The 24862-nt window shown below is 71.6% G+C and carries 26 protein-coding genes; 7 read left to right on the plus strand and 19 right to left on the minus strand.

Features of this window, described 5'->3' with window-relative positions; genetic code table 11:
* The first annotated feature begins 45 nt into the window (after nucleotides 1-45).
* The 3 genes from SSMG_RS24565 (at nucleotide 46) to SSMG_RS24575 (ending at nucleotide 3486) form a co-directional block, all read left to right on the plus strand.
* Entirely contained in the window at nucleotides 46-564 is a 519-nt protein-coding gene (locus SSMG_RS24565) for a toxin-antitoxin system HicB family antitoxin (RefSeq protein WP_009080452.1), read from the plus strand.
* 14 nt (nucleotides 565-578) lie between these two features.
* Nucleotides 579-1739: a DUF4097 family beta strand repeat-containing protein gene (locus tag SSMG_RS24570; RefSeq protein WP_158688076.1), complete on the plus strand. Its 1161-nt coding sequence runs from the start codon at nucleotides 579-581 to the stop codon at nucleotides 1737-1739.
* A 640-nt stretch (nucleotides 1740-2379) separates the two neighbouring features.
* Complete coding sequence (locus tag SSMG_RS24575; RefSeq protein ID WP_009080456.1) at nucleotides 2380-3486, plus strand: alpha/beta hydrolase; 1107 nt, start codon at nucleotides 2380-2382, stop codon at nucleotides 3484-3486.
* A gap of 13 nt (nucleotides 3487-3499) precedes the next feature.
* Here the strand turns inward: SSMG_RS24575 and SSMG_RS24580 are convergent, their stop codons facing one another.
* Complete coding sequence (locus SSMG_RS24580; protein ID WP_009080458.1) at nucleotides 3500-4075, minus strand: TetR/AcrR family transcriptional regulator; 576 nt, start codon at nucleotides 4073-4075, stop codon at nucleotides 3500-3502.
* Between the two features lie 358 nt (nucleotides 4076-4433).
* Nucleotides 4434-5648 carry a winged helix-turn-helix domain-containing protein gene (locus SSMG_RS24585; protein WP_009080460.1) on the minus strand — a complete coding sequence of 405 codons (1215 nt, stop codon included), beginning with the start codon at nucleotides 5646-5648 and terminating at the stop codon, nucleotides 4434-4436.
* A 50-nt stretch (nucleotides 5649-5698) separates the two neighbouring features.
* On the opposite strand from SSMG_RS24585, the gene SSMG_RS24590 reads away from it, so the two are divergent.
* Entirely contained in the window at nucleotides 5699-6253 is a 555-nt protein-coding gene (locus SSMG_RS24590) for a GNAT family N-acetyltransferase (RefSeq protein WP_009080462.1), read from the plus strand.
* Nucleotides 6254-6256: 3 nt separating this feature from the next.
* On the opposite strand, the gene SSMG_RS24595 is transcribed toward SSMG_RS24590, so the two are convergent.
* Nucleotides 6257-6733 (minus strand): GtrA family protein, encoded by a 477-nt coding sequence (locus SSMG_RS24595; RefSeq protein ID WP_100266868.1) that lies wholly within the window; start codon nucleotides 6731-6733, stop codon nucleotides 6257-6259.
* Between the two features lie 153 nt (nucleotides 6734-6886).
* Between SSMG_RS24595 and SSMG_RS24600 the strand changes: the two genes are divergently transcribed.
* Entirely contained in the window at nucleotides 6887-7402 is a 516-nt protein-coding gene (locus SSMG_RS24600; protein ID WP_009080467.1) for a membrane protein, read from the plus strand.
* 230 nt (nucleotides 7403-7632) lie between these two features.
* Here the strand turns inward: SSMG_RS24600 and SSMG_RS24605 are convergent, their stop codons facing one another.
* From SSMG_RS24605 to SSMG_RS24660, 12 genes are all read right to left on the minus strand, one after another.
* Entirely contained in the window at nucleotides 7633-8082 is a 450-nt protein-coding gene (locus tag SSMG_RS24605) for a tetratricopeptide repeat protein (protein ID WP_009080469.1), read from the minus strand.
* The gene (gene dapB, locus SSMG_RS24610; RefSeq protein WP_009080471.1) at nucleotides 8079-8828 is read right to left on the minus strand and encodes a 4-hydroxy-tetrahydrodipicolinate reductase; all 750 of its coding nucleotides are present in this window, start codon (nucleotides 8826-8828) and stop codon (nucleotides 8079-8081) included. The genes SSMG_RS24605 and dapB overlap by 4 nt, the downstream gene beginning before the upstream one ends.
* A complete protein-coding gene (locus SSMG_RS24615) occupies nucleotides 8825-10195 on the minus strand; it encodes a pitrilysin family protein (protein ID WP_199785977.1) in 1371 nt (456 codons plus the stop codon). The genes dapB and SSMG_RS24615 overlap by 4 nt, the downstream gene beginning before the upstream one ends.
* A gap of 80 nt (nucleotides 10196-10275) precedes the next feature.
* Nucleotides 10276-12525, minus strand: a complete 2250-nt coding sequence (locus tag SSMG_RS24620) for a polyribonucleotide nucleotidyltransferase (protein ID WP_009080475.1) — start codon at nucleotides 12523-12525, stop codon at nucleotides 10276-10278.
* A 236-nt stretch (nucleotides 12526-12761) separates the two neighbouring features.
* Nucleotides 12762-13031 carry a 30S ribosomal protein S15 gene (rpsO, locus tag SSMG_RS24625; protein ID WP_009080476.1) on the minus strand — a complete coding sequence of 90 codons (270 nt, stop codon included), beginning with the start codon at nucleotides 13029-13031 and terminating at the stop codon, nucleotides 12762-12764.
* A 145-nt stretch (nucleotides 13032-13176) separates the two neighbouring features.
* A complete protein-coding gene (gene thpR, locus SSMG_RS24630; RefSeq protein WP_009080478.1) occupies nucleotides 13177-13680 on the minus strand; it encodes an RNA 2',3'-cyclic phosphodiesterase in 504 nt (167 codons plus the stop codon).
* Nucleotides 13681-13683: 3 nt separating this feature from the next.
* Entirely contained in the window at nucleotides 13684-14157 is a 474-nt protein-coding gene (locus tag SSMG_RS24635) for a helix-turn-helix transcriptional regulator (RefSeq protein ID WP_037714715.1), read from the minus strand.
* 165 nt (nucleotides 14158-14322) lie between these two features.
* Nucleotides 14323-15288, minus strand: a complete 966-nt coding sequence (locus tag SSMG_RS24640; RefSeq protein ID WP_078560869.1) for a bifunctional riboflavin kinase/FAD synthetase — start codon at nucleotides 15286-15288, stop codon at nucleotides 14323-14325.
* 41 nt (nucleotides 15289-15329) lie between these two features.
* On the minus strand, nucleotides 15330-16247 hold the full coding sequence (truB, locus tag SSMG_RS24645) for a tRNA pseudouridine(55) synthase TruB (RefSeq protein ID WP_009080484.1): 918 nt from the start codon (nucleotides 16245-16247) through the stop codon (nucleotides 15330-15332).
* Between the two features lie 100 nt (nucleotides 16248-16347).
* Entirely contained in the window at nucleotides 16348-17664 is a 1317-nt protein-coding gene (locus SSMG_RS24650) for a nitrate/nitrite transporter (protein WP_037714724.1), read from the minus strand.
* Between the two features lie 113 nt (nucleotides 17665-17777).
* The gene (locus SSMG_RS24655) at nucleotides 17778-18599 is read right to left on the minus strand and encodes a PhzF family phenazine biosynthesis protein (RefSeq protein ID WP_009080488.1); all 822 of its coding nucleotides are present in this window, start codon (nucleotides 18597-18599) and stop codon (nucleotides 17778-17780) included.
* A gap of 57 nt (nucleotides 18600-18656) precedes the next feature.
* On the minus strand, nucleotides 18657-19994 hold the full coding sequence (locus tag SSMG_RS24660) for an MATE family efflux transporter (RefSeq protein ID WP_009080489.1): 1338 nt from the start codon (nucleotides 19992-19994) through the stop codon (nucleotides 18657-18659).
* Between the two features lie 244 nt (nucleotides 19995-20238).
* Here SSMG_RS24660 and SSMG_RS24665 point away from each other — a divergent pair, with 244 nt between their 5' ends.
* Nucleotides 20239-20808: a TetR/AcrR family transcriptional regulator gene (locus SSMG_RS24665; RefSeq protein WP_037714728.1), complete on the plus strand. Its 570-nt coding sequence runs from the start codon at nucleotides 20239-20241 to the stop codon at nucleotides 20806-20808.
* Between the two features lie 275 nt (nucleotides 20809-21083).
* Here the strand turns inward: SSMG_RS24665 and SSMG_RS24670 are convergent, their stop codons facing one another.
* Nucleotides 21084-22094, minus strand: a complete 1011-nt coding sequence (locus SSMG_RS24670) for a bifunctional oligoribonuclease/PAP phosphatase NrnA (RefSeq protein ID WP_009080496.1) — start codon at nucleotides 22092-22094, stop codon at nucleotides 21084-21086.
* A 25-nt stretch (nucleotides 22095-22119) separates the two neighbouring features.
* Between SSMG_RS24670 and SSMG_RS24675 the strand changes: the two genes are divergently transcribed.
* Nucleotides 22120-23154, plus strand: a complete 1035-nt coding sequence (locus tag SSMG_RS24675) for a TRM11 family methyltransferase (protein WP_037714732.1) — start codon at nucleotides 22120-22122, stop codon at nucleotides 23152-23154.
* Nucleotides 23155-23191: 37 nt separating this feature from the next.
* On the opposite strand, the gene SSMG_RS24680 is transcribed toward SSMG_RS24675, so the two are convergent.
* From SSMG_RS24680 to SSMG_RS24690, 3 genes are read right to left on the minus strand one after another with little or no spacing between them, the layout of a single operon-like run.
* Nucleotides 23192-24025 carry an alpha/beta hydrolase family protein gene (locus SSMG_RS24680; protein ID WP_037714735.1) on the minus strand — a complete coding sequence of 278 codons (834 nt, stop codon included), beginning with the start codon at nucleotides 24023-24025 and terminating at the stop codon, nucleotides 23192-23194.
* Nucleotides 24026-24029: 4 nt separating this feature from the next.
* Entirely contained in the window at nucleotides 24030-24503 is a 474-nt protein-coding gene (gene rbfA / locus SSMG_RS24685) for a 30S ribosome-binding factor RbfA (protein WP_009080499.1), read from the minus strand.
* A gap of 33 nt (nucleotides 24504-24536) precedes the next feature.
* On the minus strand, nucleotides 24537-24830 hold the full coding sequence (locus SSMG_RS24690) for a DUF503 domain-containing protein (RefSeq protein ID WP_009080501.1): 294 nt from the start codon (nucleotides 24828-24830) through the stop codon (nucleotides 24537-24539).
* Nucleotides 24831-24862 lie beyond the last annotated feature (32 nt).

The raw sequence follows: 24862 nt of genomic DNA on the forward strand, positions 1-24862 counted from the left end.
CATCGCGCCTTGACGTGACGTCATTCGTGACGCCATAGTGGTGTCATGGACTTGACGCCGTATATCGCGACCCTTCGCGAGGACCTCGCGAACACGGCCTCCGCCGGGGACGAGCAGACCCGGCGGGCGGCCGCACTGCTGTCGTCTGCTCTCGAACCGGCGGTGCGGCTGACGCTGATGAACGCGCTGGCCGACCTGGCCGCCGAGGTGACCGCCGCACTGCCGGGCCAGGTCGTGGACGTGCGGCTCGACGGCCGGGACGTCCGCGTGGTCGTGACCGGCGGCGAGGACCGTTCCTCTTCCGCGCCTCCCCCGCCGCCCGCGCCCCCGATCGACGGCGGCGACATCTCGCGGATCACCCTGCGGCTGGTCGAGCAGATCAAGGGCCAGGCCGAACAGGCGGCGGCCGCGCAGGGGGTTTCGCTGAACACGTTCGTGGCGCAGGCCGTGCAGGGGGCGCTCGGCCAGGCGCAGCAGCACCAGCAACGGCACCAGCGCTGGCAGGACAGCGGCAGCGGCGGGGGCCGCACGGAGACCAAGCTGCACGGCTGGGTCGAAGGCTAGAAGGGGGCAGGACCATGGGCGAGAACCGGGAAGACCAGGGGAAGAACGCCGAGGACCGGGTTGGGGAACCTGGCTTCGGGAAGACGGGCGGGGCGGACGCGGCGGCCGGGTCCAGCGCTGCCGCGGATGCCGCGCCGAACGACGAGGGCGTTTCGAAGGCATCGACTGCCTCCGACGCCGAATCCGCGTCGAGCGCGGGCGGGCCGACGGGTACCGAGTCCACTTCGGACAGTTCAACGACCGAGGCGTCGGCAGAAACCGGCGCCGCGGGATCCGATTCCGGAGAGCCGGGTCCTTACGTACGGCTGCAGGACTTCGAGGCGGACGGTCCCGTCGAGCTGGATCTGGGCGTCACGATCGGGCGGGTCGAGGTCGTGCTCGGGCCGGAGCCCGGGGTGGCCGTGCGGTTGCGGCACGACGCGGGCGAGCAGCCGTCGTGGGTGAACGGGGTCAGCAGCCTGCTGTCGTGGGTCGGCGAGAAGTTCGGGGACCAGTTCGGCGGTCTGCCGGAGTTCTCGGTCGCGGACGCGGTGCGGCAGGCGCGGATCGAGAAGACCGGCAACCGGGTCGTCGTACGGGCGGCTAAGGCGTGGCAGCTGCGGAACGTTCCGGTGGCGGTGACGGTCCGCGCCCCGGCCGGGTCGCACCTTGAGGTGCGCGCGGGTTCGGCGGACGTCACGGTGACCGGTGCCGCGGGCCGCGCGGACATCCTCACCGGGTCCGGCGAGGTGTCGCTGGAACGCGCGGACGGCGCGGCCACCATCCGGACCGGCACCGGAGCCGTGAAACTCGGCCCGACCCTGGCCGGACTGCAGCTGCGCAGCGGAAGCGGTTCGGTCGAGGCTGCGTCGATCTCCGGCCCGGCGACGCTCGGCACCGGAACCGGAAACGTCTGGCTGGGCGCGGTCGAGGGCGACGTGATGGCCCGCACCGGAAGCGGCGACCTGTCCGTGGCCGACGCGGCCTCCGGCTCGCTCGAACTGATCACCGGCTCGGGCGAGGTGCGAGTCGGCATCCGGAGCGGCGTGCGGGCGGAAGTGGAACTGGCGTCGGCGGCCGGACGGGTGTCGAGCGAACTGGACGTCTCGGAAACGCCGCCGGAGGGCGCGGTCGCGCTGAAAGTCCGCGCCCGCACCGGAACCGGCAACGCGGTGGTCACCCGCGCGGCGGGCTGACACCGGAAACATCCCGTCTGCTCCGGCGGCGCACCCGTTATTCCACGACGCGGGTGCGCCGAGCAGACGGATGCAAGGGGGAGGCGGCGGGCCGCACCGGAGGATCCGGGGGGCCCGCCGCTTCGTGCTGTGCGAGCTTTTCCGGCGCGCCAATGTTTTCCGTTGGTGGACGGTCGAACTAAGGATTACCCCACGGGTTCAGGGCGCGTGACTCGGGAAGTCCTTGTGCGCCAAGGCAAGTCGCGATGCCACGGTCACCACGAGACCTCCCCGCCCCGCACCTCAACCACCACAAGGACTTCCGCGCGCTCCAAGACCGCAGCCTCCGCAGCAGAGAACTCCTCTCGGACTACCACGACCGGACGGCACCTGACCGAGCAGGCCGGGAGTTCCTCCGCCGACCCATTCCCTGACGCGGGCACCGAGCAGGCAACACCTCACCACCGTCGTCTGGCCAATCCTGCCGGGAAAGAGCCCTGCCACCGGGCATCGAAAGGGCGACCCGCCGCGGCACCGCTCAGCAACGGTGACGCAGCACCAAACCTCGTTTCTTGACTTCCGATCAAGAAAACCCTAGCCTTCGCTTCGGCCAGCTCTTGATTGCAAGTCAAGAGCGGCACGTGAACGGAAAAGGCGGGCGATGGAAACTTCGGCGGAGAAGGACAGCCGCACTGCGTCGGCACGGCAGGACGTGGGGTTCGAGTCCGGCGGCGTGCGGTGCGCGGCGTGGCTGTACACACCGGCGGCGGAAGGCGGGCCTCGGCCGTTGGTGGTCATGGCGCACGGGTTGGGCGCGGTGCGGGAGTGGCGGCTGGACGCGTTCGCGGAGCGGTTCGCCGCGCAGGGGTGGATGGTGCTGGTCTTCGACTACCGGTTCCTGGGGGCCAGCGAGGGATCTCCTCGGCAGTTGCTCGACATCGGCGACCAGCTCGACGACTGGCGGGCGGCACTGGCCTACGGCCGCTCCCTGCCCGAGGTCGACCCGGACCGGATCGCGGTGTGGGGGACCTCGTTCGGCGGCGGGCACGTGCTGCGGATCGCCGGCGAGGACAAGGACGTCGCAGCGGTGGTGGCCCAGTGTCCGTTCACCGACGGCCCGGCGTCGTTGGTCTCCCGGTTCCGCTCCAGCCCGTTGAGCATGCCCGGGCTCGTCATCGCCGCTGTGCTCGATGTCGTCGGGTCGGTGTTCGGGGCGAAGCCGGTGCTGGCTCCGGTGGTCGGGGTGTGGTGGATGCCGGCCTTCCTGGTGTCGCCGACGGCGATAGCCGCGGCGTCCAGGCTGATCCCGGCGGGGTCTCGGCTCTCGCCCCGCACCGCCGAGGTCCTTGCCCGGATCCCAGCCGTGCGCAACGGGCTGTCGCCGACCGTCGAGACGAACGGGCAGCCGTTCCGCCCCGGCGACACCGCGGTCGGCCGCGACACGATCTGGGGCGTCCTGACGGGCCCGGACGGTCACGGCGACAGCGCCAACGCGATCGCGGCCCGGCTCGCGTTGCGGTTGCCGCTGTACCGGCCGGGCAAGGACCTGCGCAAGATCGCCGCGGCGACCCTGTTGTGCGTGTGCGACGACGACCGCGCCGCTCCGGCGCGCACCACCACCCGCCTTGCGGCCGGACAGGACCACGTCCAGGTCAACCACTACGACGGCGACCACTTCGACATCTACGTCGGCGACCTGTTCGAACGTGCCGTCGCAGACCAGATCCAGTTCCTCGCCGCGCGGTTCACGGCCGCGGCGGGCCGGTAGCCGACCCGCCGCGTCACCGGGGATCGGGGGGACTCGGCACGGCGGCGATACCGCGGGCACTGCGCACCAAAGTCTCGACGACGGCGCGATCTCCCGCTGCGTCGCCCGCGTGCGTCAGCATCCCTTCGACCACGAACACCCCGATCCGGGTCATCGCGTCCTGCTCGGCCTCCGGCACGCCCAACGCGGCCAGATGCCACCGCAGGATCGCCTCCACCTGCGCGTGGAAGCCGTCGTGCCATGCCCGCAGCGACTCCGAGGCCGCGACCCTGGCGTGCACCGTCGTGATCAGCCGATCGACCCGCCGCAACTCGCTCACTGCCCACAGCAACTGCTCGACCGGCGGTTCGGCCGAGCGTTCCGCCACGCCGGCCAGGAACTGCGCGAACAGCGCGTCCAGCACAGCGACCAGTACCTCGTCCTTGTCTTTGAAGTACCAGTAGACGGTGTTGGAGGTGACCCCCGCCGCACGCCCGATCCGCGTCACCGTCGTGGGTTCGTAGCCTTCTTCCACGAACAACCGCGTGGCCGCGGCGACGATCTCGCCGCGCTTCTCTTCCCGGTCCTGCGGGCGTCGGTTACGCGGCATCCCCCACCTGGCCAGATCGGTCACGCTGAAACCCCACTGTAAAGGGACACAGCGCCCCCGCCGATCTCGACCCGGCACCGCGCACCGGACACCCGCGCGAGGCGGCCTTCGACGTGCCTGGCCATCGGAGAGCGACTAGCGGAATGGGAACTCTCACAACGGGAAAAGGTGTGCTGAACGGCCGAGGCCGGAATAGCCAGAGGGCCAGCCGAGTCGTCGCGGTCCGGGCGTCGAGGCGGTTGAGGAGCACCGCCAAGGCGCTCGATTTCCCGGGGGAGCAGGCAGGTAACAACATGCGGGTCAGTTCTGCCCGGCATCGGCACTCACAAGACCCCGGCCGAGCCGCCAACCCCGTGGCTCACTTCACCGCGCGTCGCAATGCCCGGGCGAGATCACCCCGCTCCCCCACCGCGACGCCGTCCAACCCCTGCCATTCCGCCATCGTCCGCAGTTCCCCGGCCAGCTCCGCCGCGACCCGTGCCTGGTCGGCTCCCGGCTCGGCGAACGCGCCTTGCACCCGCAGCACCCCGGCCGCCCGGTCGGATTTCAGGTCCACCCTCGCCGACAGGGCTCCGTCGAGCAGGAACGGGAACACGTAATACCCGTGCACCCGCTTGGCTTCCGGGATGTAAATCTCGATGCGGTACCGGAATCCGAAGAGCCGTTCCGTCCGCGCGCGTTCCCAGATCAGCGGGTCGAACGGGCACAGCAAAGCCCTTCCGGACACCGCCCGCGGCGTGCGGGCCCCGGCGTGCCGGTACGCGACCGCTCGCCAATCGTCCACCTGGACCGGCTCCAGGACTCCTTCCTCGACCAGTTCGCGAACAGCTTGCCGGGAGACGTCCGGGCCCAGGCGGTAGTAGTCGCGCAGATCGGTTTCCGTTGCCACGCCCAGCGCGCGCGCCGAGCGTTCGATCAGGCCGCGGGCGCCTTCCTCCGCGGAAACCTTGCGGGACAAGATCTCCGGCGGCACGACCCGCTCGGTCAGGTCGTACAGCCGCTCGAACGAACGCCGCGTGCCGGTGCTCAGCTGGCCGACGCCGAACAGGTACTCGCACGCCTTCTTCACCACCGAGCGTTCCCACCACGCACCCGGCCCGCGGCGGACCCCCTCGGTCTCCAATTCCTTCTCGATCGCCCCGGCTCCGATCGGGCCGTGTTCCTTCACGACCGCCAGCACGTCGTCGAGCAAGCCCGGCATCGTGTCGACCACCCGGGTGTAGTTCCGCCACCAGCCGTCCCGTTTGGCCCCGGAGCGCAGCAGTGGCCAGTCTTCGATCGGCAGCAGGCTCGCCTCGTGCGCCCACGACTCGACCAGCAGCCGCGGCCGCCGCGCGCGGTGGCTCCACGCCGCGTCGTCGACGAGCGCCGGGTCGTACGCGCCCAGACGCGAGAACAGCGGCATGTAGTGCGCGCGCACGGCGACGTTGACCGAATCCAGCTGCAGCAACTGGACCCGGGACAGCACCTTGGCGAGGTGCCGGCGGGTCGGGTCCGTGGCGGGCCGGGGGTCGGCGAACCCCTGCGCGGCCAGAGCGGTGCGGCGGGCGGCGGAAAGGCTGATCGTCTGCATGATCCCGCCATGGTGCCAGCCACCCCCGACAGTTTCGGTACATTGCCCGCGTGAGTGCCGCCGAAGTCCGTCCCGCGAACCCGTCCGACGCCGCGGAGATCGCCCGCATCCAGCGGCTGACCTGGCGGGCCGCGTACGCCGGCCTCCTGGGCGACGAAGCCATCGACGAACTCGACCAGGCCGACCTCGAGGGCACCTGGGCGGAGACGATCGAGTACCCCGGTTCCCGCGTCTACCTGGCCACCGAGGGCTCCTTCACGGTCGGCTACTGCGTCGCCGGTCCGGCGCCAGAGGACGAAGCCGCCGCGGCCGACGGATCCGCGCCCGAGGACGCTCCCGGGCTGATCGCGTCGCTGGTGGTCGAACCGCGCTGGGGGCGCCGCGGGCACGCCGGGCGGCTGCTCGCGACGGCCGCCGCGGACCTGCGCGAGCAAGGGCTGAGCCGCGGCATCACCTGGGTCGCCCAGTCCGACCACGCGACGCTCGGCTTCTACCGCCGCGCCGGCTGGTCCCCCGACGGCACCGTCCGCACCCTCGACACCGGCCGCGGCACGCTGCGCGAAGTCCGGCTCACCGGCACGCTCGAACTAGAACTCACGCAGTAGAAATCAAGCACTGACCGGCTCTTCGCGCTTCGCGAAGACCACCCAGCGCATCACCGAGTACATGAACACGCCCTCGCACGCCCCGGCGATCAGCCGCGACACGTGGTACTCGACGCCCAGCGCGGCCAATCCGGCGCCCAGCCCGAGCAGGAACGCCACGTAGTTCACCGCGATCGCCACCGCGTACAGCACGGCCTGGCGGCCCACCGGCGCGTGCGAGCGGAAGTTGAGCGCGCGGTTCAGCACGAAGCTCAACCCGAACGCGACCACGTACGCAACGCTGATCGACAGCCACACCGGCCACTTCAGCCCGCCGTGGAACAGGGTCAGCAGCAAGAGGTCGACGCCGAAGGTGAACCCGTTGATCACCGCGAAACCGAGGAAACTCGGCGCGACGATCCGGGACAGCCCGAACGGCAGGACGCGCACGACGGCGGCGCACAGCCCGGCGAAACGGTCGGCGATCGGCACCTCAGCCACCTGCCCGATCCTGGCAGCGGAAGGTGTCCGAGACGGGTCGGCCAGGTGATCTTCTGGGGTTGGCTCCCGGGGAAAGAGTGGGGTTAGCCCCCGTGATCTTTTCGTGACAGCTGCTAGCTTGGGGTGAGCAGGGACACGAACGGGGGTGACGCGATGGGATGGGTGCTCCTGACCCTCGGCGTCGCCTTCGGCTCGGCCATCGTGCCGCTCGTCAACGCCGAGCTTTTCGTCATCGGCCTCTGCGCGAGCCAGCACAACGTGCACTGGCTGTGGCTGGGCGGCGCGGTCGCGGTCGGGCAGATCGCCGGGAAACTGCTGTACTACCTGGCCGCGCGCGGTTCGATCCGGCTCCCGAAGTTCCTGCACGACCGGCTGCACCGCGAACGCCCGCTGACGCCGCGGCGGGTCCGCTGGCAGCTGCGCGCCAAGGCGATCCGGGGCAAAATCGAGGCCCTGCGCGAACGCTGCCAGCGCCATCCGCACTGGATGACCGGCACCTACGGGATCAGCTCGCTCGTCGGACTGCCCCCGTTCATGGCGACGAGCGTCCTCGCCGGGATGGTCCGGATGCGGCTGTCGACGTTCCTCGCGGCGGGGCTCGCGGGGCGATGGGTGCGGTTCAGCCTGCTGGCCGCTTCGCCCGCGCTGTTCGCGGGCTGGCTGCAGTAGGGAGGCGCGCCTCGATCGGGCGCGATCCCCACGGACACAAGGCTTGGTTCACCGCCCGCCACCCGCAAGGGCGCATCAACCTCGCCCGCCCGCTCCCGCAGACCGGACTCATCGCCGCGGACTTCCGGATACGTCACTCGGCATAGGCGCGTCGACATCCTCACCGCCGCCGCGCGACGGTTCGATCCCCCCATTGCCGCGCATCCCGGTCCGTCGAGCACGGCGCCGAGCTACTTGCGTTCCGCGGCTTCCAATTCGATCGCCTTGCGCATCGTCGCCCGCGCCCGGCGCCGGTCCCCCGCGATGTCGTACGCGTACGCCAGCCGGTACCAAGCCCGCCAATCCTCTTGGCTGGCTTCGACTTCCGCGCGCCGTCGGTCGAACCACGCGTCCGCGGCGTCGCGGTCCACGCGGCCGGACGGGCGGCGCGGCAGGTCCGACACGTCCGGCAGGCCGCCCTCGGCGTCCAGCTGCCGCGACAGCCGCTGGATCTGCATGCCGGACCGCCAGGTCACCACGACGATCCACACGCCCAGCAGCGGCAGCAGGAACACGCCGATGCCCAGCGCGATCCCGGCCGGCGTCCCGGTGCCGAGCAGCGCCACGGCCCGGTCCGCCAGCAGGACCAGGTACACCACGAGCGCCGCCGTCATCAGCAGCGCGAAATTGCGGGCTTTCACAGGTCGAGCACGTTCTCCAGGCCGACCGTCAGGCCGGGACGCGACACCACCGAGCGCACGCCGAGCAGCACGCCCGGCATGAACGACGTCCGGTCCAGCGAATCGTGCCGGATGGTCAGCGTTTCGCCCTCGCCGCCGAACAGGATTTCCTCGTGCGCCACCAGACCCGGCAGCCGCACCGAATGCACGTGGACGTCCTCGACGGAGGCGCCGCGGGCACCGTCCATTTCGGACGTCGTGGCGTCCGGACCGGGCGTGACCCCGGCCTCGGCCCGGGCGGCGGCGATCATCCGCGCAGTGTGCGCGGCGGTGCCGGACGGGGCGTCGGCCTTGCGGTTGTGGTGCAGTTCGATGATCTCGGCCGAGGCGTAGAACTTCGCCGCCTGCGCCGCGAAGCGCATCGCCAGCACCGCGCCCAGCGCGAAGTTCGGGGCGACCAGCACGCCCACCGACGGCTTGTCCGCCAGCAGCCCGCGCAGTTCGGCCAGCCGCTCCTCGCTGAAGCCGGTGGTGCCGACGACCGCGTGCAGGTCGTGCGCGATCAGCCAGCGCAGGTTGTCCATCACCGCGTCCGGATGCGTGAAGTCCACGACCACCTGGGCTTTTTCGAGCGCGGCGAAATCGTCGCCGGCGTCCAGCGCGGCCACCAGTTCCTGGTCCGCGGCACCCTCCACGGCTTTCACCACGGTGGCGCCCATGCGGCCGCGCGCGCCCAGCACGCCGACGCGGATCGGGGACTCGGTCATGACGCGATCACCTCGTGCAGATCGTCGGGAAGGTCGTCGGCGTGAGCGTACGGCCCCACCACCGCCGCGGACGACACCCCGCCGGGGCGCCGCAGCAGAGTGCGAGCGAGCGCACACACGTCCTCGGTCGTGACCGCGTCGATCCGCGCGATCGTGTCGTCCACGCCCAGGTACCGGGCGTAGTTCAGCTCGTTCTTGCCGATCCGGGACATCCGCGACGACGTGTCCTCCAGGCCCAGCACGAGCCCGCCGCGCAACTGTCCCTTGGCGCGCGCGACCTCGGCGTCGGACAGCCCGTCCGCGGCGACCGAGTCGAGCACCTCCCGGATCACGCCCGCGACCTGGCCGAGCCGCTCCGGCTGGCAGCCCGCGTACACCGACATGTGCCCGAGATCGGCGTAGCTCGCCACCGACGAATACACCTGGTACGCCAGGCCCCGGCGCTCGCGGATCTCCTGGAACAGCCGGGAACTCATGCCGCCGCCGAGCGCCGCGTTGAGCACCGACAGCGTGAACCGGCGCTCGTCGTGCCGCGGCAGCGCGCGGAAGCCGAGCATCACGTGCGCCTGCTCGGTGTCGTCCGGGTGCAGCGCCAGCTTCGGCACCGTCTTCAGCCGCGCCCGGCCGGACCGCGGCGCGACCGGCGTCGCAGTGCCGCCGAGACGGTCCTTCAGCGCGCGCTTGACCAGCCGCAGCACCTGGCCGTGTTCGACGTTCCCGGCGACCGCGAGCACCATCCGCGGCAGCGTGTAGCGGCGGCGGTAGAAGCCCCGCAGCGCGACCGGCGACATCTCGGTGATGGACTTTTCCGTGCCCAGCACCGGACGGCCCAGCGGGTGGTCGCCGAGGATCGCGCTGACGAATTCCTCGTGCAGCAAGTCTTCCGGGTCGTCGTCGCGCATCGCGATTTCTTCGAGGACGACGCTGCGTTCCATGTCCATGTCGCGGTCCGTGCACTGCGCTTCGAAGACCACGTCGGTGACGAGGTCGAGCGCGAGCGGCAGGTCCGCGTCGAGGACCTGGGCGTAGTAGCAGGTGTGCTCTTTCGCGGTGAAGGCGTTGAATTCGCCGCCGACCGCGTCGATTTCCTCGGCGATCTGGGTGGCGTCGCGGTGCGCGGTTCCCTTGAACAGCAAGTGTTCCAGGTAATGCGCCGCGCCCGCGACCGGCGAGGGTTCGTCGCGGGAACCTACGCCGACCCACAGGCCGACCGTGGCCGACCGGGACGCGGGGACGTGCTCGGTGATCACCCGCAGGCCGCCGGGCAGGACGCTCCGCTTGACGACCGCACCGTCCGAAGTGGACTCAAGCGTACGGGTGGTGCCGACGGGCTGCTCGTGCCCGGAAACCTGCCGTGCCAAAAGCATTCCTTTGTTCAACATGCGGTGAAGGCCCCCTCCCCGGCCGGAGAGGGGGCCTTCACGGACCTGGCTTCGCGGAGCGAGCCTTACTTGGCTTCGGCGGTCTCGGCCGGAGCTGCGTCGCCCTCGGCGGGCTTCGCGGCGTCCTCTTCCTTGACCACGATCAGGCTGATCTTGCCGCGGTTGTCGATGTCGGCGATCTCGACGCGGATCTTGTCGCCGACGTTCACCACGTCCTCGACCTTCGCGATCCGCTTGCCGTTGCCCAGCTTCGAGATGTGCACGAGGCCGTCCTTGCCCGGCAGCAGCGAGACGAACGCGCCGAACGCGGCCGTCTTCACCACGGTGCCCAGGAAGCGCTCGCCGACCTTCGGCAGCTGCGGGTTGGCGATGGCGTTGATCTTGCCGATCGCCGCCTCCGCCGACGGGCCGTCGGCCGCGCCCACGTAGATCGTGCCGTCGTCCTCGATCGAGATGTCGGCGCCGGTCTCCTCGGTGATCGAGTTGATCATCTTGCCCTTCGGCCCGATGACCTCGCCGATCTTGTCGACCGGGATCTTCACCGACGTGACGCGCGGGGCGTACGGGCTCATCTCGTCCGGGCCGTCGATCGCCTCGGCGATGACGTCCAGGATGGTGAGGCGAGCGTCCTTCGCCTGCTTCAGCGCGGCCGCGAGCACCTCGGACGGGATGCCGTCCAGCTTGGTGTCCAGCTGCAGCGCGGTGATGATGTCCTTCGTGCCGGCGACCTTGAAGTCCATGTCGCCCAGCGCGTCCTCGGCGCCCAGGATGTCGGTGAGGGCGACATAACGCGTCTCCCCATCCACTTCATCGGACACCAGGCCCATGGCGATGCCCGCGACCGGGGCCTTCAGCGGCACGCCGGCGTTGAGCAGGCCCATGGTGGACGCGCAGACCGAGCCCATCGAGGTCGAGCCGTTGGAGCCCAGCGCCTCGGAGACCTGGCGGATCGCGTACGGGAACTCGTCCCGCTTCGGCAGGACCGGGACCAGGGCGCGCTCGGCGAGCATGCCGTGGCCGATCTCGCGCCGCTTCGGCGAGCCGACGCGGCCGGTCTCGCCGGTGGAGAACGGCGGGAAGTTGTAGTGGTGCAGGTAGCGCTTCGTCGTCTCCGGCGACAGCGAGTCGATCTGCTGCTCCATGCGGAGCATGTTCAGCGTGGTGATGCCCAGGATCTGGGTCTCGCCGCGCTCGAACAGCGCCGAACCGTGCGCCCGCGGGACCACGGCGACCTCGGCCGAGAGCTGGCGGATGTCGGTCAGGCCGCGGCCGTCCATCCGGATCTTCTCGGTGAGGACGCGGTTGCGCATGATCTTCTTGGTCAGCGCCTTGAACGCGCCGCCGACCTCCTTGTCGCGGCCCTCGAAGGCCTCGCCCTCGCCGAGGCCGAGCTTCTCCAGGACGGTGGCCTTGACCTCGTCGGTCGCGGCGTCGCGCTCCTGCTTGCCGGCGATCTGCAGGGCCTTGGCCAGCTCGTCGGACGCGATCGCGGCGACGGCCTCGTAGATGTCCGGCTGGTAGGCCGGGTACACCGGGAACTCGCCGGTCGGCTTCGCGGCGTCGGCGGCCAGGCGCTGCTGCGCCTCGCACAGCACGCGGATGAACGGCTTCGCGGCCTCCAGGCCCTCGGCCACCGCGGCCTCGTCCGGAGCCTTGCCGCCGGCGGCGATCAGGTCGAGCGTGTGCTCGGTGCCCTCGGCCTCGACCATCATGATCGCGACGTCGTCGCCGACGATCCGGCCCGCGACCACCATGTTGAAGGTGGCCTTCTCGAGCTGCGGCCAGGTCGGGAACGCGACCCACTGGTCCTCGATCAGCGCGACGCGCACGCCGCCGACCGGGCCGGAGAACGGCAGGCCGGCGATCTGGGTGGAGGCCGACGCGGCGTTGATCGCCAGCACGTCGTACGGGTCGTCCGGGTTGAGGCTCTGGACGGTGATGACGACCTGGATCTCGTTGCGGAGGCCGTCGGCGAAGGACGGGCGCAGCGGGCGGTCGATCAGGCGGGCGGTGAGGATCGCGTCGGTCGACGGGCGGCCCTCGCGGCGGAAGAACGCGCCCGGGATGCGGCCGGCGGCGTACATCCGCTCCTCGACGTCCACGGTCAGCGGGAAGAAGTCGAAGTGCTCCTTCGGGTGCTTCGACGCCGTGGTCGCCGACAGCAGCATGGTCTCTTCGTCCAGGTACGCGACGACGGCGCCGGCGGCCTGCTTGGCGAGCCGGCCGGTCTCGAACCGGACGGTGCGGGTGCCGAACCGGCCGTTGTCCAGAACGGCTTCGGTCTCGAACACGGTGACTCCGGTGGAGTCGGTCATATGGTCAATCTCCTCTTTGGTTCCTTCGTACGGCGTGAGTCTCCCACTGTGGGACCCGGTTCGCCCGAGGACGCTCGAGGAGGTGTGAGGCCGGTCTTCGATCGAAGCCCCCGGGTCCGTTGCCCGGGAACCACTACCGAGGACCGGCGGGATCGTTCCTCCAGCGCGCTCGCGCCGTGTGGGGGTGTGCTTGCGGCGAGGGGGAGCGGCCGGAGCCGCTCCCCCTCGTCAGCACGCTATCGACGCAGGCCGAGACGCTTGATCAGGTCGCGGTACCGCGCCACGTCCACCTTTTCCGTGTAGTTCAGCAGCCGGCGGCGACGGCCGACCAGCAGCAGGAGACCGCGACGGGAGTGGTGGTCGTGCTTGTGGGTCTTCAGGTGTTCGGTGAGGCCGATGATCCGCTTGGTCAGCAGCGCGACCTGGGCCTCGGGGGATCCGGTGTCCGAGTCGTGCAGCCCGTACTCGGCGAGGATCGTCTTCTTCTCTTCGGTGGACAGCGCCACTGGTGGTGCTCCTTGTGCATCTCGTGCCGTGAGGCCCGCACCGCACCGCGCGGCCGGGTGAGACGGTCTCGGCCGCCACGGACTGCAGCCGGACCCGATTGCCGAGGTTACCAGCCGGTTGAACTGCGGCTTCCGGCGCGTGCGGCTAGCTGGGCAGCACGGCCTCGCCCGCGCGGCGCAGCCGCCAAGTGCGCAGCGTGCGGTACGGGGCGCCGCCGCCCATGAGCTCGACGCGGTCCGCGGTCCAGACCCGGCTGCGGAAACCGGCCAGCCGTTCCGTCCACGCCGTCGGCGGCCGCGTGCGGGAGCATCGCGCCAGCGTCAGGTGCGGCCGGTAGGGACGGTCTTCGCCGGGGCCCGGGGTCGCGGCCGCGGCGAGGTCGGCGAGGTCCTCCCCCGCCACTCCCAACCACAGCACTCCCGGAAATGTTCCCGAACCGGCGAGCCGGACGTCAACGGATTTCCGGCCGGCCAGCGCCCGGTCGAGGAAGGCGCCGCAGTCGGCCGGGTCCGCTTCGCCGTAAAAGGCCAGCGTGACGTGCCAGCCGACCGGATCGGACCAGCGCAACAGCCGGTCCTTGGCGCCGAGCGCCTCGGCGATCTCCGCCGCGACGTCGGCGGGCGGGCGCAGCGCGGAGAACAGCCGCATCGGCTACTGGCCCGCTCCCGCGCGGCGGAGCAGGTCGGCGATCGCCGGGAAGTCCTCGTCGAGCAGTTTGGCCGCCTCGGCGAGGTTCTCGTCCTCGGCGACGTCCCGGATGCCCGCGAGCACGATCTTCTCGTCCGAGCTGACCGGGATGTTGTCGCGGCCGACGGTGGGCCGCGAATCGCGCACGTCCTCGAGCGCGGCCTGCATCGCGTCGCGGTCGCCCGCGGCGACCTCGGGCACCAGGATCTTGCGCTCGAGCATGATCATCCGGGCCAGCACGACCGGATTGCCGATCTTCGCCCGCCGGCCGCTCATCACCTGGCTCAGCATCGGCGCGCTGATCCCCAGGACCTCGGCCAGGAACGCCTGCGACACGTCGAAGGCCACGACCAGCCTGCGCACCCGATCGCCGAGCGGCTCCCCGTACCACTCCCGCTGCAGCGCGATGTTCCGCTGGACGATCTTGTGGTCCTCCACCTGGCTCCGCTCCCCTAGCGCTGTCGTCCCGCGGCCCGGTGCTGCCCGGCCCGCGTCTGTCCCTCCGGTCCGGCGCCGCCGGCCCATCTTGCCACCCCGGAGGCCCCCGCCGGGCCGGAACGCCCGATTCGCCCCGGGTCCGGCCCGCCCCGGGCACCGGCGCGCTCAGCTGTCCGAGCCGAGCGCTTGCCTGGTCCGGGCCACGTCCTCGTCGATCTTCTTCACGAGATCGGCCGGAGCGCCGAACCGCGCCTGATCCCGCAACCGGGTGACGAAGTCGAGCGCGACGTGCTGGCCGTAGAAGTCCTCGTCGACGTCCAGCACGAACGCCTCGACGGTGCGCTCGCGGCCGGAGAACGTCGGGTTGGTGCCCACCGACACCGCCGCGCGCAGCCGCCGGGCCGGGTCGGACAGCCGGCTGAACCAGGCCGTGTAGACGCCGTCCGCGGGCACGGCGGCGAACCGCGCGGTGGACAGGTTGGCCGTCGGGTAGCCGAGGTCGTGGCCGCGTCCGTCGCCGCGCACGACGATGCCCTCCAGCCGGTGCGGGCGGCCGAGCGCGTCGGCGGCGGCCACCACGTCGCCGGCGTCGATGCACGAGCGGACGTAGGTCGAGGAGAAGGTGATGTCGTTGGCGCCGCGGTCGTCGTCCAGCGAACGCCCCTGGAGCTCCGCGCCGTAGGCGACGAACCCGAAGCGGCGGCCGAGTTCGCGCAGCAGCGCGACGTTGCCCGCGGCCTTGGCTCCGAAGGTGAAGTTGTCGCCGACCAGCACCGCGGCCGCGTGCAGCCGGTCGACCAGCACCTCGTGCACGAACTCGTGCGGGCTGAGCCGGGACAGCTCAAGGGTGAAGGGCAGCACGCAGAACACGTCCACGCCGAGCCCCTCGACCAGTTCGGCCTTGCGCCGCAAGGTGGTCAGCTGCGCGGGATGGCTGCCCGGGCGCAGCACCTCGGACGGATGCGGGTCGAAGGTGAGCACCACGCTGGGCACGCCGCGTTCGGCGGCCGTCGCGACGGTGCGCTTGATCAGTTCCTGGTGCCCGCGGTGCACGCCGTCGAACACGCCGATGGTGACCACGCACCGTCCCCAGCCGCCCGGGAGGTCCCCGAGCCCACGCCACCGCTGCACTGTTGTCAACTCTCCCCGAGCAAGGTGCCTTTGCCCCCACCCTATGCGGGCAGGAGGACCACCACCGAGCGGGTCACTCCCTCGGCGTCCGAGGCCAGCGCGAGCACGTGGCCGTCCGGCGCGAACAGGCCGTACGTGCCGGCGATTCCCGCGGCGGGGATGCGCCTGCCGTACTGCACGGCCTTGGCGGTGGCGGCGTCGAGATCCCGGCGCGGGAACGCAGCGGCGACGGCGGCGTCGAGGTCCAGGGACAGTTCGGGCTTTTCTTCGAGCTGGTCGAGCGTGCGCGCGCGGGCGAGCGTGAACGGCCCGACTGTGGTGCGGCGCAAGGCTTTCAGGTGCCCGCCGACGCCGAGTCCCGCGCCGAGATCGCGGGCGAGCGCGCGGACGTAGGTGCCGGACGAGCATTCGACGACCGCGTCGAGTTCGATCCGGTCGTCCTCGCGGCGAAGGCCGAGAACGTCGAACCGGTGCACGGTCACCGGCCGCGGCGGGAGGACGACGTCCTCGCCCGCGCGCACCCGGGCGTAGGCGCGCTTGCCGTCGATCTTGACCGCGGAGACCGCGCTGGGCACCTGCTGGATGTCACCGGTCAGCTGCGCGACGCCGTCGGCGATCTGCTCGTCGGTGACCGCGGCGAGGGTTTCCGGCGCGGCATCGTTTTCGAGCGGTTCGCCCTCGGCGTCGTCGGTGGTGGTGGACCGGCCGAGCGACAGGGTGGCGAGGTAGGTCTTGCGGTCGAGGGCGAGGTGCCCGAGGAGTTTGGTGGCGCGTTCGATGCCGAGCACGAGCACGCCGGTCGCCATCGGGTCGAGCGTGCCGGCGTGGCCGACCTTGCGGGTGCCCATGATCCGCCGCGCCCGCGCGACCACGTCGTGCGACGTCATGCCCGCCGGTTTGTCGACGATGAGCAGTCCGGGAGGAGGGGCGGGACGACGCGGTTCTTTCGGGCGAGACACGGCGGAAACCCTACCTAGGCGGGGTTTCGCGGTCGGCGCCCGGTTCGGGGCCGGGCGATGCGGGTCTCGCCAGCGGCACCGCTCACGAGACCCGGCTGGCTCAGGCGGCGACGGCTTCTTCCGGCGCCCGGTCCCAGCGATGCCGCCGGATCCGGACCGGGACTTCTTCCCCGCGCGCCTCCGCGGCGAACACCTGGGCGCGGGCCCGCCGCCACCACACCAGCATCCGGGACGCGCCCAGGGCCAGCACGGCCACGACGACCAGCAGCGAAATCCGGAAGTTGCCGCCGGTCGCCTGGAGCAGGATGCCGATCAGGAGCGCCGTCACGGTGGTCGCCAGGAAGCCGCCGACGTTCACTACCCCGGTGGCGGTGCCGACGCGGGACAGCGGGTTGTAGTCGCGGGCGATGGCGAAGCCGATCATCGACGCCGGGCCGCCCAGGGTGAGGAACGCGAAAGCCGGGACGAGGACGCCCACCGGGACGTGGCCGTTCCAGCCGAGCAGCACCGCCCACACGATCGCCGCTCCGGCGAGGTAGCCGATGACCAGCGGCACCCGCAGCGCCGGAGCGCGGCCGATCACCGCGCCCAGCAGCGGGCCGCCCGCCATGGAGCCGAACACGAAGACGGTCAGCAGCGCGCTGGCGGTCGCGGCGGGCAGACCCTCGCCCTGCACCAGGAAAGGCATGCCCCACAACAGGGTCAGCACGTTCGGCGCGAACATCGTCGAGAAGTGCACCCAGAAACCCAGCCGGGTGCCGGGGGTGCGCCAGGCCAGTTTGACCTGCCGGCCGAGTTCCGCCGGGCGCACGGGTTCGCGTTTGCGCTCCGGCACGCCGTCGGGGGTGTCGCGGACGCGCAACGCGACCGGCACCGAGTACAGCACCGTCACCGCGCCGACCGCGAGGAAGGTGACTGTCCATCCTGGACCGTCGAGGAGCAAGGTGAGCGGGACGGTCGCGATGAGGTTGCCGATGTAACCGACGCACGACGTGAACGACGCGAGCAACGCGTACCGGTGCGCGGGGAAGTGCGCCGCGACGAGACGCAGGACGCTGACGAACGTGAGCGCGTCGCCGAGGCCGAGGACGGCGCGGGCGACCAGGCCGAGCGCGTAGGTGTCGGCGAGCCCGAGCAGCAGCTGCCCGGAGCCGAGGATCAGGACGGCGGCGGTGAGGACGCGGCGCGGGCCGTAGCGGTCGACCAGCACGCCGGTCGGGATCTGCATGGCCGCGTAGACGCCGACCTGCAGGACGGTGAAGATGCCGAGCGCGGCGGAGCCGACGCCGAAGCGTTCGGCCGCCTTCAGCCCGGCGACGCCGAACGAAGTGCGGTGGAAAACGGCGAGCAGGTACACCGTGACCGCGGTGAGCCAGATGAGCCAGGACCGGACAGGGGCGCGGCCGGCGGGCGTCAAGAGTTCCTCCAGAGTGCGGGCGAGCGTCGGGACAAAGGAGGACGACGACGCTGCCGCCTCGATAGTTGTATCGCCTCAGCAACCTCGATACATAGCCGTGACCGGGGTGTGCTTCACCACAGATCCACTTCGCCCCGGATGCCGACGACCGTTTCGCCGCCGACCCACACGTCGTCGCCGTCCCGTTCGACGTGCACCCGCCCGCGCCTGCCCAGCCGCGTGCCCTGCGCCGCGACGTAGGACTCCGGCGCGATGCCGTCGCCGATCAGCCACTGGCCGAGCGCCGCGTTGAGGCTGCCGGTGACCGGATCCTCGACGACGTCGCTGAACGCGCGGACCTCGAACGCCGTTTCGGAACCGGCCGGCTGCGCACCGGCGACGCCCACCTTGTACGAGCCGAGCGCGGCGAAGTCCGGTTCGATCGCGAGGACGGTCGCCGAGTCGCGCAACAGCAGCGCGATCCAGCCGGGACCGTTGTCCGCCCAGCGCGCTTCGAGCACGTCGGCGTCGCCGAGGTGCAGGCCGCGCTTCACCGCGGCGAGGTCGGCGTCGGCCACCGGACCGCCGCGAAGCAGCGGAGGCGCGGCGAACGCCAGCCGGTCGCCGTCGCGGCGCACCCGGACCAGCCCGGCCCCGCATTCCTGCACGAGGTGCCCGGCCTTCGGCTCTCCCCCGGCGGCCAGCCACGCCCGCGCGGACCCGAGCGTCGGATGCCCGGCGAACGGCAGCTCGCGGCCCGGGGTGAAGATCCGCACGCGGTAGTCGGCGGCCGGGTCGGACGGCTCCAGCAGGAACGTGGTCTCGCTGAGATTCGTCCAGTTCGCGAACGCGGCCATCCGCTCGTCGGACAGCCCGTCCGCGCCGTGCACGACAGCGAGCGCGTTGCCCTGGGTGAGCTCGTCGGTGAAGACGTCGACCTGGGTGAACTTCGGCATGCGCCCACCCTCGCATCCGCCGTACTCCGGCGGCGAGCGGGTTTCGCCGTCAGACCGTCACGCCTCCCGCACCGCGCCGACCACGGCCCACCGCCCGGACCGCCATCGCGCCACCACGGCCGCCAGCCGGAACACCATGAACAGCGACAATCCGCTCCAGATCCCGGTCAGCCCCCAGCCCAGCGCCAGCGACAGCCAGATCAGCGGCAGGAATCCGAGGCCGGCGCTGACGAGCGTGGCGGTGCGGAGGAAGGCGGCGTCGCCCGCGCCGAGCAGGACGCCGTCGAGCGCGAACACCACCCCCGCGATCGGTTGCAGCGCCACGAAAAACCACCAAGCGTGCGGGATTTCCCCGAGCACTCCCGGATCGGACGTGAACGCGTGCGGCAGGACGCTCCACAACGCCGCGAACAGCACGCCCAGGAAACAGCCGAGGACCAGGCCGTATCCGGTGATCTGCGTGGCCACCCCGCGCGCCTGCCGCGCCGCTCCCGCGCCGAGCGCCGCGCCGACGAGCGACTGCGCGGCGATCGCGACCGAATCGAGCACCAGCGCCAGGAACGTCCAGAGCTGCAGGACCACCTGGTGTGCCCCGACCGCCTCGGTCGAGGTGCGCGCGGCCACCGCGGCGGCCGACACGAAACACGCCTGGAACGCGAAACTGCGCAGCACCAGGTCCCGGCCGAGACCCAGTTGTGCCCGCATCACCGCGAAATCCGGCCGCAACGGCACCTTTTCCCGCACCAGCGCGGCGACGAACATCGACGCGGACACCACCTGCGCGACGATGTTCGCGATCGCCGACCCCTCCAGCCCGAGGCCGGCGGCATACACCAGCACCGGACAGAGAACCGCGGAGATTCCGTTGCCCGCCAACACATAGCGCAGCGGACGGGTGGCGTCCTGCACGCCGCGCATCCAGCCGTTGCCCGCCATCGTGACGAGGATCAGCGGCGCGCCGAACAACGCGATCCGCAGCCACGACACGGCCGCCTCGGCGATCTCGTCGCTGCCCGAAAGCGCGCGGGCGATCGGCCCGGCCAGCAGCTGCCCCACTACCAGCAGCACCAGCCCGACCAGCACGCCGAGCCAGGTCGCCTGCACGCCTTCGCGAACCGCGTCCGCGCGCCTGCCCGCGCCGTGCAGCCGCGCGGTGCGCGAAGTGGTGCCGTACGACAGGAAGGTGAGCTGCGTGGAGACCTGCGACAACACCACGCCGCCCAGCGCGAGGCCAGCGAGCGGCAACGCCCCGAGATGGCCGACGACGGCAGTGTCGACCAGCACATAGAGCGGCTCGGCGGCGAGCACGCCGAGCGCGGGCACGGCGAGGCCGAAGACTCGGCGGGGCGGAATGCGGTCACCGCTTACGGCGGTGGTCGTGGCGTTTTCGGACACGGGACGAGAGTAGCTACCGGGACCGACAATTCCGGCGGGGGCGACCACCGGCGGGTGATCCGGGCGTGGAATTCGCTTGTCGGACAAGGAAATTTGGCCGACGCTGAGCTGCGGAAGTCCTAATTGGTGCCGCGGCCTCCCGGCTGTCGCGAGTGGACACCGGCAGGGGCAGGGTACGATCGAATCGGAGGCAATCTCCACTTTCGTGGAGGACAGCTTTGCCTTTGCCGACGGAAGGCAGCACATGACCGCCGACAAGCCGCTGCGGGCCGACGCCCAGCGCAACCGCGACGTCCTGATCGCCAAGGCACGCGAGCTCTTTGCCGCAGGCGAGTTCTTCGACCTGCGCTTCGACGATTTCGCCCGCCTGGCCGGAGTCGGCACCGGCACCCTGTACCGCCACTTCCCCACCCGGGAAGCCCTGGCCGAGGCGGTTTACCACGGGGAAGTCGCCGCGCTGTGCGAGCGCGCCCGCCAGTTGCAGGAGACGCTGCCCGCGGCGGAGGCGTTGGCGGCCTTTCTGCGCGGGATGGTGGACCACATCGCCGCGCACGAGGGCCTGGCGCGGACGCTGGCAACGCTCCTGGCGGATCGCTCAGGCGCTCTCGCCGGGGGCGGCCAAGCGCTGGAGGAGGCGGTCGCCGACCTGGTGGCCGCTGCGGTGCGGGACGGTGCGGTGCGCGACGACGTGGATGCCGGTGCCGTGATGATGGCGCTGCACGGCATCGGCGCGGCCCATGACCGGCCACGGTGGCGGGCCGAGGCGGATGACGTCGTCACCCTTTTGCTGGACGGGCTGCGCCGCTCTCGGTGACCGGCGCGGGGATCTGGCCATCGAGTGGTTGCCCTCAGCCGCGTTGGTGAAGTCTCAGGATGAGGGCACGGGCCCGCCGAACACCAGCCACCTCACCACTACGCCGCTCCCGGTGACAGGTGCAGGATCCGGCCGCGACGCGAGCCCGAGCGGTCGCCCGGACGCACCGGCGAAACTCGAAGATGCGGGCGGGGTCCACCGAATACCAGCCACGCACCGCCCGCACAACCCGCTCCCCACCGGCCGAAACCCCTCCGCGCGCCGCCCATCCCGGGTCAGGAAGCGCGCAGCAGCGGCGCCCTCCCCAGTGCCTCCCGGAGCCGGTCCAGCACCTCCTCCGCCGGGCCTTCCGCCGTGCATCCGGCGGCCATGCGGTGGCCTCCCCCGCCGAACTCCGCGGCGGCCGCGGACACGTCGATGTCGCCCGCGGACCGCAGCGAGACCGTCCACACTGGACCCGGCCCGGCCTCCTTCAGCACGGCCGCGACCCCGGCCTCCCGGGTAGCGCGCACCACGTCGATCACCGACTCCACCTCTTCGAGCCGCACCGTCGCCGCGGCGGCCGCGCGCACCACCGTGTGGACGAAGCCGAATCCTTGTGCCCCTTCGGGTTCCAGCCGGGCCTCGGACAGCACCCGCGCGAGCATCGGCAGCCACGCGAACGGGTGATCGTCGACGATGCGGCGGGCCACCTCGCCCGGGTCCGCGCCCGCTTCCAGGAGGCGGGCGGCGATCCGGTGCGTTTCCGGGCTCGCCCGGCGGAAACCGCTCGTGTCCGTCACGACCCCGGCGTACAAGCACCGCGCGGCGGCCGCGTCCAGTTCGACGCCCATCGCCTCGACGATCCGCGTGACCAGGATCGCCGTCGCTTCGGCAGTGTCGTCCACGACGTGGTGGGTGCCGTAGCGGGCATTGGTCGCGTGGTGGTCGACGACCAGGACCGAACCGCCGGCGGCGCGGACCGCGGCGACCCTCGGGGCGAGCCTGCCCAGGCGGCCCAGGGTCGGGGTGTCGAGGGCGACCAACAGGCCGTCAGCCGGAGGGAGGGAGCCGACGGGGGTGATCAGGCCGTCGACGTCCAGCCAGGCCAGCGTTTCGGGGGCCTCGTCCGGCTCGCCGAAGGCGACTCGCACGCGCGCGCCGCGGCGATGCAGCACGTGCCCGAGGGCCAGCGCGCTGCCGAGGGCGTCGGCGTCGGGGCGCACGTGTCCGAGCAGCGTCACGTCGGTGGCCTCGGCCAGCAGTGCGGCGGCGGCCTCGATGTCCTGTACCAGGGAAGCTGTCACGGAGTGCCACGCTACGCTCTGCGGGATGCCTGAGTACGTGATCCTCGTTCTGCCTTCCGCCAACCGCGTGTACGCCGCCTCGTCGCCGGCGCTGCTGCGCGCCGAGCTGGCGGCCCTCGGCGCTGGTCTTTCCGCCGAGGTGTCGGCGATCGAAGAGATCGAGCTCGGCGGTGTCGGGTACGTGAAATTCGCCTGCGCGGCGCCGCTCGGCGAGCGAGACCTGGCGCTGCTGTCGAACCTTTCCTCGCTGTACGCCCTGTTCGAACTGGGCGACGGCGTGCTGCGGCCGGTCGCCGTGCACCCGCTGGCGAAAGCGGATTCGGACCTGCTGACCATCCAGAAGTACCCGGGCAAGACGAATGAGCAGTTCACGAAGCTGCTGCTCAACCTCACGCTGCTGGCGACCTCGCGCCCCGCGGACTGGCCGGACCGCGAACTGCACGTGCTCGACCCGCTGTGCGGTCGCGGGACGACGCTGAACCAGGCCGTGATGTACGGCTTCGACGCGACCGGCCTCGACGTCGACGCACGCGATTTCGAGGCGTACGAACAGTTCGTGAAGACGTGGCTGCGCACGAAGCGCGTGAAGCACACCGCCGAATCCGGGCAGCTGCGCCGCAACAAGGTCCGCCTCGGGCGTCGGCTGGACATCGAGTACGCGTTCGACAAGGACGACTACAAGGCGGGCCGCACCCGTCGGCTCAGCTACCTCAACGCGGACACCCTGACCACCGACGAGGTCCTCCGCCCGGCGTCAGTGGACCTGATCGTGACCGACGCACCGTACGGCGTGCAGCACGGCAGCCACCGCGACACCGGCCTGGCCCGCAGCCCGCGCGACCTGCTCGCGGCGGCGATCCCGGTGTGGAACCGCGTGCTCCGGCCGGGCGGGGCGCTGGGGATCTCGTGGAACACGCACGTGCTGCCGCGGGAAGAACTGGTGGCGATCCTGGAACGGGCGGGGCTGGCGGTGCGGTCGGGGGGACCGTACGAGGAGCTGGCGCACCGGGTGGACCAGGCGATCGTGCGCGATCTGGTGGTGGCGGGAAAGCCGGTCTGAATTCCCGGGGGCACGACCACCCGGACCGGTGCTTCCGCTACTTCAGCCGCGGCCCGAGGAAGCGCATCACCTCTGGCAAAACGCCCTTCCAGTACCCCGACGTGTGCGCCCCCGGCGTGATCCGCGAGACCGCCGGGGCGGCGCCGCTGATCAGTTTTCGGTTGGCCGCCAGGAACGGGTCCCCGTCGCCGCACCAGACGCCGAGGTCCCGGGGCTGGAGTTCGTCCAGGTGCCGCAGCGGTTCGGCGGCCGTCCAGGCGTCCTCGGAGGCGAAGACGTGCCGGGACCGGGCGTCGGGCCAGGTGCGGAACAGGGCCGCGCTGCAGGTGGCCACCGCGGTCACGTCTCGGCGGCGGCGGGCGAGGTTCAGGGCGCCGAAGCCGCCCATCGAGATGCCGAAGAGCCCGGTCATCGGGCGGAGCCCCGATTCGGACAGCCAGCCGGGGAGTTCGTCGGTGAGCATGCGGTGCGGGTCGTCGTCGCCGTCGGGCATCCAGTAGTGGCTGCCGTCGACCGCGACGACCGCGAACGGCGGGGTCCCGGACCGGACCGCGGCGGTGAGGGCCGCGGGCAGGTCCAGGTCAAGGAACGTGCGGGCGTTCGCCCCGCGGCCGTGCAGGGCGACGCACACCGGGAGGCCGGCGTTGGGGACTCCGTCGGGCGTCATGAGCACGACGTCGACGTCCCGGCCGCGGGCCGCGGAATGCCTGCGGTGGATCGTGATCGACGCTTTCAGGGGCGCCGGGCTGGAGGCCGGGGCAGCCGGGGCCGGCGCAACCACCGGGGCGGAGCGCCCGGTGCAGGCGGAGACGAGCGCCGCGGCACCGCCGAACAGCAGGCCGCGTCGCGTGACACCGGGCTTTGACCGCATCGCTTCAGCCGCGCGTCTCCTCTTCTGCTTGCTCCTCGTCCTCTTCGGCACGGGGAGCCTTGTACGGGTCCGCCTCGCCCGCGGGCTGCGCTCCGGTCGCCCGGCGGGCCACCTCGGCGTCCGATTCGCGGGCCTTGGCGAGCAGTTCTTCGATGCGGCGGGCGTCGTCCGGGACGCTGTCCGCGACGAAGGTGAGCGTCGGGGTGTAGCGGACGCCGGTGCCCTGTCCCACCTTCGTGCGCAGGACGCCGCGCGCGGCCTCCAGCGCGGCGGCGGCGCTCGCGAAGTCCGGCTCCGCGTCGAGGCTTTCGCCGAGCACCGTGTAGTACACCGTGGCGTCGTGCAGGTCCGCAGTGACGCGGGCGTCGGTGATGGTCACCGCGCCCAGTCGCGGGTCCTTGACGTCGTGTTCGATCGCCGAGGCCACGATCTGCGAGATCCGCTTGGCGAGCTTGCGTGCCCGAGCGGGATCGGCCATGGCTGAGGTCTCCTTCTCCGGATTTCCGGGGTGCTAGTCGTCCGGGCCGAGCAGCCGGCGGCGCGCGGAGAGCAGTTCGAACTCCGGTCGGCCGGCCGCGAACCGCTCGCACGCGTCGAGCACGTCCCGGATGTGCTCTCCGTCGGGGGCGACCGCGGCGACGCCGATGAGCGCGCGCCGGTGCAGGTCCAGATGTCCCGCCTCGGCGACCGAGACGGCGAATCGCTTCCGCAGTTCGGCCACGACGGGCCGCACCACGGATCGTTTCTGCTTCAACGAATGCACGTCGTCGAGCAGCAGGTCGAGCTCCAAGGCTCCGACAAACATAGGCAGCGAAGTTATGCCGCGAGGGCGGTCCG

It is taken from the genome of Streptomyces sp. AA4, assembly GCF_000158875.1.
GTDB lineage: Bacteria > Actinomycetota > Actinomycetes > Mycobacteriales > Pseudonocardiaceae > Amycolatopsis.

Excerpts from the sequence above, each read along its gene's own strand:
- SSMG_RS24565 (WP_009080452.1), top strand. The coding sequence starts at position 46 with ATGGACTTGACGCCGTATATCGCGACCCTTCGCGAGGACCTCGCGAAC.
- SSMG_RS24570 (WP_158688076.1), top strand. The coding sequence starts at position 579 with ATGGGCGAGAACCGGGAAGACCAGGGGAAGAACGCCGAGGACCGGGTT.
- SSMG_RS24575 (WP_009080456.1), top strand. The coding sequence starts at position 2,380 with ATGGAAACTTCGGCGGAGAAGGACAGCCGCACTGCGTCGGCACGGCAG.
- SSMG_RS24580 (WP_009080458.1), bottom strand. The coding sequence starts at position 4,075 with ATGCCGCGTAACCGACGCCCGCAGGACCGGGAAGAGAAGCGCGGCGAG.
- SSMG_RS24585 (WP_009080460.1), bottom strand. The coding sequence starts at position 5,648 with ATGCAGACGATCAGCCTTTCCGCCGCCCGCCGCACCGCTCTGGCCGCG.
- SSMG_RS24600 (WP_009080467.1), top strand. The coding sequence starts at position 6,887 with ATGGGATGGGTGCTCCTGACCCTCGGCGTCGCCTTCGGCTCGGCCATC.
- dapB (WP_009080471.1), bottom strand. The coding sequence starts at position 8,828 with ATGACCGAGTCCCCGATCCGCGTCGGCGTGCTGGGCGCGCGCGGCCGC.
- SSMG_RS24615 (WP_199785977.1), bottom strand. The coding sequence starts at position 10,195 with ATGCTTTTGGCACGGCAGGTTTCCGGGCACGAGCAGCCCGTCGGCACC.
- SSMG_RS24620 (WP_009080475.1), bottom strand. The coding sequence starts at position 12,525 with ATGACCGACTCCACCGGAGTCACCGTGTTCGAGACCGAAGCCGTTCTG.
- thpR (WP_009080478.1), bottom strand. The coding sequence starts at position 13,680 with ATGCGGCTGTTCTCCGCGCTGCGCCCGCCCGCCGACGTCGCGGCGGAG.
- SSMG_RS24655 (WP_009080488.1), bottom strand. The coding sequence starts at position 18,599 with ATGCCGAAGTTCACCCAGGTCGACGTCTTCACCGACGAGCTCACCCAG.
- SSMG_RS24665 (WP_037714728.1), top strand. The coding sequence starts at position 20,239 with ATGACCGCCGACAAGCCGCTGCGGGCCGACGCCCAGCGCAACCGCGAC.
- SSMG_RS24675 (WP_037714732.1), top strand. The coding sequence starts at position 22,120 with ATGCCTGAGTACGTGATCCTCGTTCTGCCTTCCGCCAACCGCGTGTAC.
- SSMG_RS24680 (WP_037714735.1), bottom strand. The coding sequence starts at position 24,025 with ATGCGGTCAAAGCCCGGTGTCACGCGACGCGGCCTGCTGTTCGGCGGT.
- rbfA (WP_009080499.1), bottom strand. The coding sequence starts at position 24,503 with ATGGCCGATCCCGCTCGGGCACGCAAGCTCGCCAAGCGGATCTCGCAG.
- SSMG_RS24690 (WP_009080501.1), bottom strand. The coding sequence starts at position 24,830 with ATGTTTGTCGGAGCCTTGGAGCTCGACCTGCTGCTCGACGACGTGCAT.